The organism is Pseudoflavonifractor sp. An187, assembly GCF_002160275.1.
Classification (GTDB): Bacteria; Bacillota; Clostridia; order Oscillospirales; family Oscillospiraceae; genus Enterenecus; species Enterenecus faecium.
Genome location: NZ_NFKG01000023.1, coordinates 1 through 13,770 on the forward strand (window position 1 = coordinate 1; position 13,770 = coordinate 13,770).

A 13,770-nucleotide genomic window follows, 5' to 3' on the forward strand; every position below is an offset into this window, starting at 1 on the left:
GCCCCCGTAAGGCTCCCCCCCTGCCCCACCAGAAACAGGGTGATGAGGGCCAGCAGGGTGGGAAATTTCCCGTTACACGGCACCAGGGACGAAGTGAGCATGGCGGCCAGCCGCTCCCGGGGGCTGTCAATGATACGGCACCCCGTCACACCACAGGCGGTACACCCCAGGCTCATGCACATGGTCAGAGCCTGTTTTCCACAGGCCCTGGCCTTTTGAAAGGCGTGGTCCAGCACAAAGGCCACCCGGGGCAGGTAGCCCAGGTCCTCCAGCAGGGTGAACAGGGGGAAAAAGATGGCCATGGGGGGCAGCATCACCGACACCACCCAGGTGGTCACCCCGTATACTCCGTCCAGGAGGAAGGCCCGAAGGGCGGGGTCCCAGCCCCTCATCCACGCCTCCAACTGCTGTCCCAGCCAGTCAAAGCCCTGGGACAACAGAGACGAAGGCAGGTTGGCCCCCGCCACCGTCAGCCACATCACTCCGGCCAGCAGCACCAGCATCAGAGGGATGGCGGTGAACCCACTCACCAGCCGCTTGTTCCACACCGCTTGACGGCGAGCCTGGGGGGTTGGGGTGGTGTCCACCGCCTGACGGGCGTAGGCCTGGGCGGTGCACACCCGCTCCATGGGGAGCTGAGCGGGGCGAACAGGTCCGGTGATTTCTCCCTCGGCCAGCCGAACCATCACCTCCCGCAGGGTATCCAGCCCCGCCCCAGTGCCCGCAGACACCCCCACCACGGTCACGCCCAGGGCGTCGGCCAGGACGGTGAGGTCCACCTGCACCCCCAGCCGCTGGGCCTCATCCATGAGGTTGACGCACACCACCACATTTCCTGTCACCTCCAGCACCTGGAGGGCTAAAATAAGATTGCGCTCCAAACAGGTGGCATCGCACACCACCACCACACCGTTAGCCTGACCGTGGAGCAGGTAGTCCAGAGCGATGTCCTCCTCCGGGGAGGCGGTCTGTAGGGAGTAGGTGCCGGGCAGGTCCACCACCGTCACCTCGCTGCCCTGCCATGTAAAGGTCCCGGTGGCCACATCCACCGTCTTCCCCGCCCAGTTTCCCGTGTGTTGGTGTAGCCCGGTGAGGGCGTTGAACACCGTGGACTTGCCCACATTGGGGTTGCCCACCAGGGCAACACAGGAGCCCATCGCTCACGCCCCCCGCTGGTGGGCCGGGCACAGGGCGATCTGGCGGGCGTCTGCCTGACGCAGGGCGATGAGTGCACCCCGGATGAGGTAGGCGCAGGGGTCCCCCGCCGGGCTGCGGGCCATACAGGTCACCCGGGTGCCCGGGATGAGTCCCAAATCTTCCAGACGGTGCTTGAGGGCCAGGTGGGTGGACACGGACTGCACGTATCCGCTCTCCCCCTCGGCCAGCGCCGCTAAATTCCATTGTCGGTCCATCGAAGTTCTCTCCTTTCCCGGCTCCCCTGGTGGGAATCCGGCACTCCATCCTATGGGGTGCACACCCCCAGGGTTCACCAAAAAGGCCCCGTGCTCAGAGGTTGTCTCTGGGCACGGGGCCTTCTCTTTTTCATCTTTCTTCCTGTGAGGTCTCAGTTTCTTCTCATGCGGCGGAGAATGAATTTTCTCACCAGCACCACCATCAGGACCAGCAGCACCACCACAATGACCAGGGCCAGAATGGCCACGAAGGTGGGCAGCCCCGCATTTTTCAGCAGGCTCACCGGGTTCCAGCTGGAGTACACCAGCTTGCGCCCGTCGGTCTGTCCGTACTTCTGGTCCATCTCGCCACCCATGGATTGCAGGTAGGAGGCGATGGCGTACCACTCCTTGACCTCGTTGCCTTCGTCGTCGTGGAGGATGTAGTCCTCCAGCTGGGAGATATCAATGGGATTGCCCTGGGCATCCCGAGGGGTCACGGTGAGGATGTTAAAGGTAGAGCTCTCAACCGCTCCCAGCATCTGCCCGATGTACAGCCCCGTGACCACGTGATAGAGCTGGTCATCCACGATGGGCTCGGTAATCCCGCCCTCTCGCATGAGCACAGCGTAGTCCACCTTGTCGAAGATCATCCGGTTGGTGTTAAAGGAGTATCCAACCCCGGAGTAGAACAGCTGGGCCGCCGACATGAGAGGCGGCACCGAGGCGTCCACCTCAATGGCATTTTTCAAATCCTTGCCCGTCAGATACACCGAAATCAGGGGGTAGCCGGGCACCCCATCGGCACCAATGCCCAGAGAAGCCACGTTGAACACCTGAGAGACGGTGATGGGCCCCTTGGGGAAGGTATCCCGGATGACGCCGGAGGCAGTGAGGGCCACGTCCACCGGGTCCTGGCTGGCCTGGTTTCCCGCCCAGTAGTAGGCGTCGGCCAGCAGATTGCCCAGGGTGGACTCGTGCTGGGTGTCGTACACCTCATCCACGGTGTCGAACTGGTAGGGATTGTCCACCAAGACCTGGTCAAACTCCAGATCAAAGTCCGCCAGGTAGTCCTGCTCCACTTGGCTCTTGGCCTCTTCAATCCACGCCGCCATCTGCGGGTCCTCGGGCACGCGCTCGTCCACAGGCACCAGGCGGCTGTCCTTCAGCTCCACCCCGTCCTGGGTGCGGGTCAGGGTGAGTACACCCAGATTTTTGCTGTTCTCTCCAGCGGAGACGATGTAGGTATCATTGACCTCAATGGGCTGCTCCAGGGTGGTGTGGGTGTGGCCGGAGATGATGACGTCGATGCCGTCCACCTTCCGGGCCAGCTCGTAGTCCTCCCCCTTCCCCTTCTCGGTACCCGAGTGGGACAGGCAGATGACCACGGGGTCCTCCCCATAGGCGGTCTGGCACTGCTCCGTGGCCTCCTTCACCACACGCTTAGCGGTCTCCACCGGGTCATGGAGTTCCATTCCGGACATGGGCGCGCACTCATCGGAGTCCACCCCGGTGAGGCCGAAGATCACGTAGAGCACGCCGCCCCGCTCCAGGATTCGGTAGTCCTGCACCCCGTAGGTGTACAGAGCGTCCCAGGTCTCTTCATCCTCCTGAGGCGGCAGATAGTTGGCGTCCACAATGGCGGGCAGAGGGTCCCCGCTGTCCACGGCGGCGTAGAGCATATCGGCCAGGCCGGAGGCGCGGTAGTCAAACTCATGGTTGCCAAAGGTGGTGACATCGTACCCCATCTGGCCCATGGCCCGCAGCTCCAGAGCGGAAGTGGAATAGGCCGTCTGGAACAAGCTGCCCATGGAGAAGTCGCCTCCGTCCAGCACCAGGGCGTTGGGGTGCTCCTCCTTCTGCTCATCAATGAGGGTTTTCAGCCGGGCATAGCCCCCTCTGGAGTGCCCGTCCGGCCCCTCCTTGGGCAGAAAGCTGGAGTGCATATCGTGGGTATATAAAATGGTGATCTCATCTGCCGTCTCGTCGGCGGCCCACACCTGGGACACGCTGAGAGACAGAGCCAGCGCCAGCAGCATCACCAGACAAAGAAGTCGTCTCACGGGACATTCCTCCTGACTCATCCGTTTTGATTTTCCTCATTATACCTGAACTTGGCACAGAGCACAAGTGGGCGGGCGGCAGAGGGTCTCTCCTCCGCCGTCCGCCCACTGGACATGCAGACGATCAATTTTTGTGAATGTGCACGTGGTTGTTGATGTGATTGGCGCAGTAGCAGTAGTAGCCGTCGCACTTGGAGCAGTAGCGGAACTCCATATCCGGGTCGTCGGCGTCGGTGATGCCACACACGGCGCACTTGTGGTGATACCCCTTCGTCTCCTGAGCCTGTTTCTGGGCCTGCTTGAAGTGGATGACCTTGGGGTCGGTCTTGTGGCGCACAATTCCCAGCTTGGCCTGCCAGAAGGGCCAGGTGAAAATGAAGAAGTTGATGAAGCTGGCCAGAGGCACCAAGGCCAACATCCAATAACCCAGCTTAAACAAGTCCACCATATCCACGATGACCAGCACCACATCAATGAGGGCCATCCACTTCATCTTCACCGGGACCACAAAGAAGAGCAGCACCTGCATCTCTCCGTACAGCACCGCCAGCACCAGGAAGATGGACAGGTTCAGGTAGTAGCTCAGGTTCAGGGATGCAATGGTATGGGTCAGGTTCATCTGGCCCAAGCCCAGCGCCATACCCAGCACCACAGACAACACCATACCGCCCAAGTAAAAGAGGGTAAACCGGGCGGTGCCCCACTCTCGCTCCAACATGGCGGCAATCCAGTAGTAGAAATAGCAGGTCAGCAGCAACATAAACGGGCTGGATGCGTTGGGCACCACCACCCAGGTCACCAGACGCCACACCTGACCATTCAGAATCAAAGCGGGCACAAACTGCAAATAGCTCAAAAAGCTCTGTTTGAACATCACATACACGAGCATGTTCACCAGGTACACGGCAATCTGGCCGAAGACGATGATCTTCATCAGATTGGGGATACCGAAATTGGGATGCTTGGCACAGAACCGATCAATGGGCCCGTAGCCACGATTTCGATAGATCAACGAAAGTCCTCCTCCCCGCAGGGGATTTTTCTTAGGGCGCCACTGCGCCCGATGCACCTCTCCATTCTAACGGATCAAATGAAAATTACATCAACAATTTGTAAATGTTTTCCCGTGGATGTCCGTCAGGTGCACCAGGATGTCCACTACGGCGTCCATGTCCTCCACGGTGATGCACTCCAGGGGGCCGTGGAAATTGTAGCCGCCGGTGCCCAAATTGGGACAGGGCAGGCCCATAAAGGACAGGCGGGCTCCGTCGGTACCGCCTCGGATGGGCTCCACCTCGGGGGTAACCCCTGCGGCCTGGGCGGCCTTCTTGGCGTTTTCAATGAGGAACATGCAGTCGGTGAGCTTCTCCTTCATATTGTAGTAGCTGTCCTGCATGGTCAGCTCCACATGAGCCGTGGGGTACTGGGCCTGGATGGTGGCCACGGCCTGGCGCATGGTCTCCTTGCGCTGCTCAAACTTGGCCCGGTCATGGTCCCGGATGATGTACTCCATGCGCACGGCGGCGGCGGTACCCTCCAGGCGGTCCAGGTGGTAGAAGCCCTCATACCCATCGGTGTGGGCGGGAGTCTCCTGGGCGGGGAGCAGGGCGTTGAGCTGCTGGGCCAACAAAATGGCGTTGACCATGATGTCCTTGGCCGAGCCGGGGTGGACGGACACGCCGGTGATGTCCACTTTGGCGGAGGCGGCGTTAAAGTTCTCGTACTCAATGGAGCCAGCGGCACCGCCGTCCACGGTGTAGGCGTACTGGGCCCCGAAGCCCGCCACGTCAAAGTGGTTGGGGCCCTCTCCGATCTCCTCGTCGGGGGTGAAGGCCACGCAGATGGGGCCGTGGGCAATCTCTCCGGCCAGCAGCCGCTGGCACAGGGTCATGATCTCGGCGATGCCCGCCTTGTCGTCGGCGCCCAGCAGGGTGGTGCCGTCAGCGGTGATGAGGGTCTTGCCCTTGAGGTCCGCCAGGAAGGGGAACTCCTCGGCCCGGATGACTCGGCCCTCCCGGGGCAGAGCCACGTCGCCGCCGTCATAGTTTTCATGGAACACAGGGTTGACGTTCTCCCCGGAGAAGGCGGGAGCGGTGTCCATGTGGGCCAGGAAGCCCAGGGCGGGGACCTGCTCCAGGCCGGGAGTGGCAGGGATGTGGCCGGTGACAATGCACCACTGCTCATCCAGCTTCACGTCCTGCACCCCCAGGTCGCGGAGCTCCTGCTCCAGCACCCGGGCCAGGTCCCACTGGATGGGGGTGGAGGGGGTGACCCCGGTGTCCTCGCTGGACTGGGTATGGATTTTGGCATAGGTCAAAAAGCGTTCATAGGCACGCATGACAGTTCTTCCTTTCTCATTGGTTTATGGTTTCACCTGTGCAGGCTGCTCACGGGAGCACGATCCGCACCAGGGGAAGCTTTTTTACTTGTTTGCAGATGAGGGTGACCACCAGAAACACCGCCACGGCCCCCACCGTTCGGCTCACAAAGCTGGTCCAGCTGACCTTGAACACCACCGACACGCCGGTGATGACAAACATGTGAATCAGGTAGACATTGAAGGTCTCGGTGCTGAGGTAGTTGAGGACAGCCGTCACCCGGCGGTTCCACTTTTGATAGTTCACGTTGCGGAAAAAGAGGAACAGGGCGGTGGAATAGAAAAAGCAGGGTAGATTCATATAGCCTTTGAACAGGGTGACGATCTCCCCCGCTTGGTACGAGCAGTACCAGGTTCCCACCATGTGCACCGCCAATCCCGCTGCCCCCAGCACATAGGTGAGCCGTCTCAGCCACAGAGGCACTTGGTAGTGATAAATATAGTAGCCCACAAAGAGGTAGAGCAGGTAGCCACGGCTGATGGGGAAGCCCAATTCCCCACTGACGGGAATGACGTTGCCCCACAGGCGGTTGACAAAGGGAATCAGCTCATTGAAGAGATAGCCCACGGCAATGATGTAGGGGAAGATGCTCTTACGCCGCTCCTTGGGGATGAGGCTGAACACCGGAATGGCCAGATAGGCCCCAAACAAGGGCATAAAGAACCAATACACTCCCCAGTGTCGGGAGTTGAGGATGGTGTCCACCACGGTGTACACCGTTATTTTTTCAAAAGTATAGCCCTTCAAAATCAGCTGGAAAGCCAGGGCCACCAGGCTCCACGCCAGAAAGGGAATGACCGTCTTTTTCACCCGTTTGATGGCATAGGTCCGGGTGTCGTAGTGGTCCCGGTAGTCCAACAGGGTGGACCCGGAGATCATGAAGAACACCGGCACCGCAAAGTAGAACACGGATTCCAACACATTGGCGGTGAGCCACACCCGTTCATAGGAAAAGCTCCAGAACACCCCGTTGGCATGGAGAATCACCACGGCCACACAGGAGATCACCGTCATAAATGTGAGAAAGAATGAGCGTTCTCTCCCCTCTCCTCGGCTGTCCATCTTCTCTCCCCCTTCTCTAGCATCCTCCCCATTATACATGATTGCCGCTCTTTTGCAAGATCACCGGGCTGGTACTCCACTCCGCCCCGCAGGGGGTGACGGTCTCCCGGCACAGGGCGTAGAAGTCGGTGCATCTGGCCTCCAGCTCCATGAGGGGGATGCCTTTCCCGTGGGTGGGCTTGGTGATGACGGGGACGGAGCCGTCCAGGTTGCGCAACACACCCAGTCCCCGCTCATTGGCCCCCAGCACCCGCAGATAGGGCACCTGGGCAGGGCGGTCCTGCTCCCGCAGCCCCAGCGCCCCCCACAGCACCGCCCGGCGGATGCGGGCGTGAGCATATCGTTTGGTCTTGGCCAGATCGTAAATCTCCTCCAAGCTGGTGCCCTGGCGCACCGCCCGGTACAGCCGCTGGGCCAATCCCTCGCCACAGTCGGGGATGCGCTCCCAGTCCTCCAGCTCCAGGCAGCGCAGCCGGGCCAACATGCCCCGCTGGTTATAAGAGAGGAAGGCGGGGTTGTCCATGGCCACCGCCCCGGCGCGAATTTCTCCCCGCACATGGGAGGCTGAGGGGTACAGGGGGTGGTCTCCCCCGTCGTGGCCCGCCCCCACCCGGAGGACGGGATAGACCTTGGGGCTCCAGCCCAGGCGGCGGGCCGCCCGCAGGTACTCCACCCCCAGATTGTCGTTGGCGTTTGCAAGGCAGGAGGCCACCTCCTCCCCCAGCAGCTCCTGGACCGCCCGATGGCGGCACTGGGCAAAGGGCAGGCCACGGCTCAAAAAGGGCTGGAGGGCCTGAGAAAAGGCGGGGTCGTCCAGGACCTGGGCCACCTGCGCCAGGGCTGCCCCGTCCCCCGTCTCACTGCCAAAGGACAAAGCGGTGGCCCCGGCAGCGTGGAGGATTTCCACACTGCCCCGGGCGAAGGTCTCAGCGGAGGAGGAGGCCCACACCGTGGGCAGCTCCAAGATGAGGTCTGCGCCACCCTCCAGGGCCATCCGGGCCCGGGTCCACTTGTCGGTGACGGCGCAGTCCCCCCGCTGGACAAAATTCCCGCTCATGGCACACACCACGGCCCCCGCCCCTGCCAGAGCTCTGGCCTGGGCGATTTGGTGGCGGTGCCCGTTGTGGAAGGGGTTATACTCTGCCACGATGCCCACAATTTCCATGCTTCATCCCCTCCCAGGGTGTATTTTTACACATATCTTACCAAACTGTCAGAAAAGCCCTTGCTTATTCCTATTTCCGGCATTATAATAATGTCTGCTGAATAAACCGCTGAGCGGTTTATTCGTGCGGCGAAGGCCGCACAATTTCACAAAAGCAGTGCTTTTTGTGAAATTTGGACATTGTTACAATGCGTATTTCCACTGGAACTCTGGGACGTTCCAGTGGAAGGTTCACGGGTTTCGGGCCGGATTGCCCGAGACCCGTGAACATGAACAAAGCCAACTGACCTTTCAAGTCTTGGTATTTCACCCTTGCGGCTTTGTTCTGTACGCATTATAATAAATGCGGTTTTCTAGTAATTGTATTATACTTCTCCCAGAGAAGCAAACACAATTTTATCTTACACAATATGAAGGAGTGTCAATCATGAAAGTTCTCGTGATCAACGCCGGCAGCTCTTCCCTGAAGTACCAGCTGCTGGACACCGACAACCAGGAAGTTCTGGCCAAGGGCCTGTGCGAGCGCATCGGCATCGACGGCAAGTTCACCTACAAGGCCCCCGGCAAGGAGACCATCGACGCCGCCGACGTGGCCATGCCCACCCACTCTGAGGCCATTCAGGCCGTGCTCAACGCCCTGGTGGACGAGAAAAACGGTGTGATCTCCTCCATGAAGGAAATTGAGGCCGTGGGCCACCGTGTGGTGCACGGCGGTGAGACCTTCGCCTGCTCCGTGAAGATCGACGAGAAGGTCATGGCCGCCCTGGAGGAGTGCATCCCCCTGGCCCCCCTGCACAACCCCGCCAACATCACCGGTATCAAGGCCTGTGAGGCCGTCATGGGCAAGGACGTGCCCCAGGTGGGCGTGTTCGACACCGCCTTCCACCAGACCATGCCCGCCAAGGCCTACACCTATGCTCTGCCCTACGAGTACTATGAGCAGGACAAGGTGCGCCGCTACGGCTTCCACGGCACCAGCCACAAGTATGTGGCTCAGCGCGCCGCCGCCATGCTGGGCAAGCCCCTGGAAGAGCTGAAGCTCATCTCCTGCCACCTGGGCAACGGCTCCTCCATCACCGCTATTGACGGCGGCAAGAGCGTGGACACCACCATGGGCTTCACCCCCCTGGCCGGCGTCCCCATGGGTACCCGCTCCGGCGACCTGGACGCCGGTATCCTGGAGTACCTGATGAACAAGCACAACATGAGCATGGCAGAGATGATGAACGTGCTCAACAAGAAGTCCGGCGTGCTGGGCGTGTCCGGCGTGTCCTCCGACTTCCGTGACCTCACCGCCGCTGCCGAGCAGGGCAATGAGCGCGCCGCTCTGGCTCTGGACATGTTCTGCTACTCCGTGAAGAAGTACATCGGCGCTTATGCCGCCGCCATGGGTGGCGTGGATGCCGTGATCTTCACCGCCGGCGTGGGCGAAAACTCCGCTGCCGAGCGTATGTCCATCGCCTCCGGTCTGGAGTTCATGGGCATTCACATGGACCCCGAGGCCAACAACGTCCGTGGCAAGGAGACCGTGGTCTCCACCCCCGACTCCCCCGTCAAGGTGCTGCTCATCCCCACCAACGAGGAGCTGATGATCGCCCTGGACACCGCCGAGCTGGCCTAAATTCCAGAGATACAAAAATCCCGGTGCAATTCTTGCACCGGGATTTTTGATACCTATTTATCGGGCGGCCACATCCTGGAAGGTCTGGGCGGTTCGGAACAGGTACACCAGTTTGAGGATTCCGATGACCAAAAGGGCAATGATAGCTGCCAAAAACACCAAAGCGCCAATGACGATGACCGTGAAGATCACACCCACAATCATGGCAATGGTGGCAATGAGCATCCACTTCCACAGCTTTCTCCACTGGTCGCTGAGCTCGTTGTCCAACCCGGCCAGCACGTCGGCGTGGGCGTTAAACTCATTGTAGCAGCTAAAGAAGGAGAGGATAGCACTGCACAGGGAAACCGTCAGAGCCAAGGCCTCATTGCTGATGAAGATGGCCCCTCCATCCAGAAGCGCGGTAATCAAAATCAAGATGCCCGCCCAGCGATACCCCTCTGCCCTGGAGGCAATGCGCAGCAGCACCACACCGTACACCACACCACAGGCAAAGTCCAACAGGTATCCCACCACCTGGATGCTGGGCATCCACTGGACGATGACGCTGGCAATGTTGGCAGGGATAAAGAGCCAGAACAACACCCAAATCCACTTGGCCAGGAAGCTTCCCCGCTCCCGGAGTTCCTGCTGATACTCCAATTCCGCCTTCTTTTGGGCCAGGCGGTACTGAGGTGCGGTGTCTCTCCCCCGATACATGCCGCATTGGGTGTTGTAGGTGCAGCTGTCACAGGTCTTATGTCCCTTCTGGCGACAGCATAGGGCCAGCTTGCACTCCCGGCTGGCCTCCTCCAGGCAGCCCCGGCAGCTGGTCTCCGCCCGATAGCCGCAGGTTTGACAGCTCTTTCCACAATAGGTCTCGCTCATGGCTCTCCCTCCTTTGTTCAGGTTGACCATATTGTACCATGAAGAGTGAAAACAAACAAGCCCCGCCCGGTGCGTTACACACCAGACGGGGCTTCTGTACAGTTCTATCTTTCTATTAGCAAATTCCTTGCCAGAGCATTGCATCCGCAACCTTCAGGAATCCGGCAATGTTGGCACCGGCCTGGATGTCGCCCTTCATGCCGTACTTCTCGGCGGCGTCGGCGCAGGCCTTGTAAATGCCCTCCATGATACCCTTGAGCTTGCTGTCCACTTCCTCGAAGGTCCAGCTGATGCGGCCGGAGTTCTGGCTCATCTCCAGACCGGAGGTGGCCACGCCGCCGGCGTTGGAAGCCTTGGCGGGGGAGAACATCAGGCCAGCGCCCTTGATGGCGGAAATGGCCTCGGGGGTGCAGGGCATGTTAGCGCCCTCAAACACACCGATGCAGCCGTTGGCGATGAGGGCCTTGGCGGCCTCCTCGTCCAGCTCGTTCTGGGTGGCGCAGGGCAGAGCGATGTCGCAGGGCACGGTCCAGATGCCGGAGCAGCCCTCCACGTACTTGGCGGTGGGGACGTAGTCCAGGTAGGTCTTGATGCGGGCGCGCTTGACCTCCTTGATCTCCTGGATGACCTTATAATCAATGCCGTTCTCGTCTACAATGTAACCATTGGAGTCGGACATGGCGATGACCTTACCGCCCAGAGTGGTGCACTTCTGGTTGGCGTAGATGGCCACGTTGCCGGAGCCGGAGATCACCACCCGCTTGCCCTCGAAGGACTGGCCGTTGTCGTGGAGCTGAGCGTCGGCGAAATAGCACAGACCGAAACCGGTGGCCTCGGTACGGGCCAGAGAGCCGCCGTAGGACAGGCTCTTGCCGGTGAGCACGCCGGTCCACTCGTTGCGCAGCTTCTTGTACTGGCCGAAGAGATAGCCGATCTCACGGGCGCCCACGCCGATGTCGCCGGCGGGCACGTCGGTGTCGGGGCCGATGTGGCGGTACAGCTCATTCATAAAGGACTGGCAGAAACGCATGATCTCCCCGTCGCTCTTGCCCTTGGGGTCGAAGTCAGAGCCGCCCTTGCCGCCGCCCATGGGCAGAGTGGTCAGAGCATTCTTGAAGACCTGCTCAAAGCCCAGGAACTTGATGACAGACAGGTTGACGGTGGGGTGCAGACGCAGACCGCCCTTGTAGGGGCCAATGGCGGAGTTGAACTGGACACGGTAGCCGCGGTTGACCTGCACCACGCCGTTGTCGTCCACCCAGGGCACCCGGAAGAGAATGGCCCGCTCAGGCTCCACCATACGGCCCACAATGTTCTGCTGCTCGTAGCGGGGATCGGCCTCCACCACGGGCTCCAGAGACTCCAAAACTTCCTCCACAGCCTGGAGGAACTCCTTCTCATGACCGTTGCGGGCCTTCAGGCCCTCCATGACGGACTTCAGATAAGCGTTATTCAGAGACATGTTTGCCAACATCCTTTCTATTTTGAAAGTGTGTAATTTAGCTTGCTACTGTATTGTACACCCCAACCGTCATTTTTGCAATACCTAATGTTCAAACTTGCACAAAAGAAGGAAATATCGTTGACACAGCCAAAAAATGAAGCAATTGTTGCACAGTTTTTCCAATGTCATGACGGATTTTCACCATTTTCTGGCATTTTAGCCAGCAATTCTTGACGGAGCGGTCCAGGAAGATTATACTACTGTATTGAACATTATACTGGGGAGGTATTGCATGGCTGCCAGATATCTGCGCGTTCCCATTCAAGGGGACCTGGTGGGCCTGGAGGTCAACACCATATTGCGGCGGCACCTGCACCTGTCCGGGACGGTGCTGCGGCGTATCAAATGGCTCTCCGACGGCATCATGGTGGACGGCCAGCGGGTCACGGTGCGATACCGTGTCCAGGCGGGGGAAGTGCTGTCGGTGCGCCTGACCGACCCGGCCCCCACTTCCGGCACTGTGCCCACCCCTGGGCCTCTGGACCTTATTTGGGAGGATGAGGACGTGGTGGTGGTCAACAAGCCCCCCGGCCTGCTGGTACACCCCAGCCACGGCCATTTTGCCGACACCCTGGGCAACTTTCTCATGTACCACTACCAGCAAACCGGGCAGGACTGCGACTTCCACCCCGTCCATCGGCTGGACAAGGGCACTTCGGGGCTGTTGGTGGTGGCTAAGCACCCCCACGCCCAAGAGCAATTAAAGCAGCAGCTCCACACCGAGGCCTTCCGCCGGGTCTATCTGGCCATCTGCGACGGCCAGCCCCCCGCCCCCTCGGGCACGGTGGACGCCCCCATCGGTCTGGCCCCAGATTCCCGGGCCCGGGCAGTGTGTCCGGACGGCCAGAGCGCCCGCACCCACTACCGGGTGTTACAATCTTGGGAGGGCAGGAGCCTGGTGGAGCTACAACTGGACACCGGGCGCACCCACCAGATTCGGGTGCATATGGCACACCTGGGCTGTCCCCTCACCGGGGATTTTCTCTATGGTACCGAGCAGCCGGAGAAGATTGCCCGGCCCGCCCTCCACTCCCATCAGCTCAGCTTCACCCATCCCATCACAGGAGAGCACCTGGCCTTCACTCAGCCCCTGCCGGAGGACATGGCCGCCCTGCTCCCAAACACACAAGAGGTATTTTTATGAAACGACCCACCTTAAAAATTTCCTACAACGCCCCGGTCACCATCACCTTTGCCCTGCTGTCCCTGATTGCGCTGATTCTCAACGGGGTCACCGACGGCTGGACCAATGCCCATCTCTTTTCCGTCTACCACTGCTCCCTGGCTGATCCTCTGGCCTGGGTGCGGTTCTTCGGCCACGTGCTGGGTCACAGCGGCTACGCCCACTACATCGGCAATATGGTGCTCATTCTGGTGCTGGGCCCCAACCTGGAAGACCGATTTGGCAGCTGGAATGTGCTGTGCGCCATTCTGGTCACGGCGGTGATTTCGGGTCTGGTGCAGTTCTTCTTCTTCCCCGGCACCGCCCTGCTGGGTGCCTCGGGCATCGTGTTTATGATGATCCTCCTCTCCTCCTTCGGCGGGGTGCGCAACGGCACCATCCCCACCACCCTCATTTTGGTGGCGGTGTTCTACCTGGGGGACGAGATCTGGAACGGCATTTTTGTCCAGGACAACATCTCCCAACTGACCCACATCATCGGCGGCCTGTGCGGCACCGTATTCGGATTTGCCCTGTCCAGCGGCAAGAAGCGATAA

12 protein-coding genes are annotated in these 13,770 nt (G+C 60.2%); 3 read left to right on the plus strand and 9 right to left on the minus strand.

What is annotated here, in order from left to right:
• The 7 genes from B5F22_RS09235 to B5F22_RS09265 form a co-directional block, all read right to left on the minus strand.
• The coding region (locus tag B5F22_RS09235) for a FeoB small GTPase domain-containing protein (RefSeq protein ID WP_143482225.1) at positions 1 to 1,157 on the minus strand (1,157 nt) is incomplete at its 3' end.
• Positions 1,158 to 1,160: 3 nt separating this feature from the next.
• Positions 1,161 to 1,412, minus strand: a complete 252-nt coding sequence (locus B5F22_RS09240; RefSeq protein ID WP_087234105.1) for a FeoA family protein — start codon at positions 1,410 to 1,412, stop codon at positions 1,161 to 1,163.
• 152 nt (positions 1,413 to 1,564) lie between these two features.
• Entirely contained in the window at positions 1,565 to 3,454 is a 1,890-nt protein-coding gene (locus tag B5F22_RS09245; protein WP_242955098.1) for a bifunctional UDP-sugar hydrolase/5'-nucleotidase, read from the minus strand.
• 124 nt (positions 3,455 to 3,578) lie between these two features.
• Positions 3,579 to 4,466, minus strand: a complete 888-nt coding sequence (locus B5F22_RS09250; RefSeq protein WP_242955099.1) for a rhomboid family intramembrane serine protease — start codon at positions 4,464 to 4,466, stop codon at positions 3,579 to 3,581.
• A 90-nt stretch (positions 4,467 to 4,556) separates the two neighbouring features.
• Positions 4,557 to 5,792: a peptidase T gene (gene pepT, locus B5F22_RS09255; protein ID WP_087392345.1), complete on the minus strand. Its 1,236-nt coding sequence runs from the start codon at positions 5,790 to 5,792 to the stop codon at positions 4,557 to 4,559.
• Between the two features lie 49 nt (positions 5,793 to 5,841).
• Entirely contained in the window at positions 5,842 to 6,846 is a 1,005-nt protein-coding gene (locus tag B5F22_RS09260; protein ID WP_158096678.1) for an acyltransferase family protein, read from the minus strand.
• 79 nt (positions 6,847 to 6,925) lie between these two features.
• Positions 6,926 to 8,059, minus strand: a complete 1,134-nt coding sequence (locus B5F22_RS09265) for a nucleotidyltransferase family protein (protein WP_087392347.1) — start codon at positions 8,057 to 8,059, stop codon at positions 6,926 to 6,928.
• 427 nt (positions 8,060 to 8,486) lie between these two features.
• On the opposite strand from B5F22_RS09265, the gene B5F22_RS09270 reads away from it, so the two are divergent.
• The gene (locus tag B5F22_RS09270) at positions 8,487 to 9,680 is read left to right on the plus strand and encodes an acetate kinase (RefSeq protein ID WP_087234115.1); all 1,194 of its coding nucleotides are present in this window, start codon (positions 8,487 to 8,489) and stop codon (positions 9,678 to 9,680) included.
• 57 nt (positions 9,681 to 9,737) lie between these two features.
• Here B5F22_RS09270 and B5F22_RS09275 read toward each other — a convergent pair whose 3' ends face one another.
• Together B5F22_RS09275 and gdhA are read right to left on the minus strand one after the other, a co-directional pair.
• The gene (locus B5F22_RS09275) at positions 9,738 to 10,547 is read right to left on the minus strand and encodes a DUF3795 domain-containing protein (protein WP_087234117.1); all 810 of its coding nucleotides are present in this window, start codon (positions 10,545 to 10,547) and stop codon (positions 9,738 to 9,740) included.
• Positions 10,548 to 10,662: 115 nt separating this feature from the next.
• Positions 10,663 to 12,009 carry an NADP-specific glutamate dehydrogenase gene (gene gdhA, locus B5F22_RS09280; RefSeq protein WP_087234119.1) on the minus strand — a complete coding sequence of 449 codons (1,347 nt, stop codon included), beginning with the start codon at positions 12,007 to 12,009 and terminating at the stop codon, positions 10,663 to 10,665.
• A 274-nt stretch (positions 12,010 to 12,283) separates the two neighbouring features.
• Here gdhA and B5F22_RS09285 point away from each other — a divergent pair, with 274 nt between their 5' ends.
• Together B5F22_RS09285 and B5F22_RS09290 are read left to right on the plus strand one after the other, a co-directional pair.
• On the plus strand, positions 12,284 to 13,195 hold the full coding sequence (locus B5F22_RS09285; protein ID WP_087234121.1) for an RluA family pseudouridine synthase: 912 nt from the start codon (positions 12,284 to 12,286) through the stop codon (positions 13,193 to 13,195).
• Complete coding sequence (locus tag B5F22_RS09290; protein WP_087234123.1) at positions 13,192 to 13,770, plus strand: rhomboid family intramembrane serine protease; 579 nt, start codon at positions 13,192 to 13,194, stop codon at positions 13,768 to 13,770. The genes B5F22_RS09285 and B5F22_RS09290 overlap by 4 nt, the downstream gene beginning before the upstream one ends.